Origin of the sequence: Streptomyces sp. NPDC021562, from assembly GCF_040640875.1 — a bacterium.
In the GTDB taxonomy this organism is placed as follows: domain Bacteria; phylum Actinomycetota; class Actinomycetes; order Streptomycetales; family Streptomycetaceae; genus Streptomyces.
In genome coordinates this window covers 1-1017 of sequence record NZ_JBFACN010000126.1, presented here as the reverse complement: position 1 = coordinate 1017, position 1017 = coordinate 1, and the positions used below count along the sequence as shown (strand labels likewise).

Below are 1017 nucleotides of genomic sequence, written 5' to 3'. Positions count from 1 at the left end.
ATGGCAAGCCCTAAACCGCTACCGCCTGTTGTAAATGTGCGCGCTGCCTCACCACGGTAAAAATGATCAAATACATAGGGAAGTTGAGACTCCGCAATTCCCTGCCCATTATCCATTACATGAATCTCTAGCATATCTGCATTTGCCGTAACTTCTAATGTTATACATAAAGGTTCATCAGTCTTTTTAAACTTTAAGCTATTTTCGAATAAATTATTAATAGCCCTGTTCATTTGCATACGATCAATTGATGCATATATATCCTCGCGTACACTTATCTGAAATTGAACATCTCTGTTGTCCAATTGAAATTCCTCTGACATATGTACAAGAAATTTCTCCAGCTGTATCCGTTCAAAATAGAAAGGGACAGCTTCCGCATCGAGTTTAGAATAAAGAAACAGCTCTTCAATTAAACGATTTAATGCAATTGATTTTGAATGTATTGTCTGTAAATACTTTTCCTGCTTTGCAGGCGTATCAGCAATCCCCTCCTGCAAGCCTTCAATATAACCAATAATGGAGGTAATTGGTGTTTTTAAATCATGAGAAATGCTTGCAACTAACTCCTTTCGATTATTTTCAAGATTCTGCTGCTCTTGGATAGAGGCTAGCAGTGTTGTGCGCATACTTTCAAAATTAGCTGTCAGCTGCTGGACTTCCTTTGCTGTATTGGCAGGTAAGGCTGGTGTTTTGCTTTGCAGACTTTCTCCACGCAATTCAGACATAAACTGCCCTAAATTTTCTAAAGGCTTAATAATTGTCCTATGCAAAAGCTGGTTTAAAAAAAACATTGCTGTGATGGAAACAAGAATAATGACGATACTAATCGTAATTCCCCATTTAGTAAAAAACTCTAAAAGGTTATTTTCCTTTTTTAGGACAAGAATGCTTCCCTTTGACAGATCACTATAATAGAAATCAAATTTTATGTAACGATACATTCTGCCTGCATTATCTATCGTTCCTTTTGTTTCAATATTATTCGTATCAAAAACTGGGAAATGAACAACAAGA

General features: G+C 36.4%; 1 protein-coding gene. It reads right to left on the bottom strand.

Going from position 1 to position 1017, the window contains the following annotated elements; all coding sequences use genetic code 11:
- On the bottom strand, window positions 1–1017 hold a 1017-nt coding region (locus AB0G52_RS41415; protein ID WP_361344541.1), incomplete at both ends, for a HAMP domain-containing sensor histidine kinase.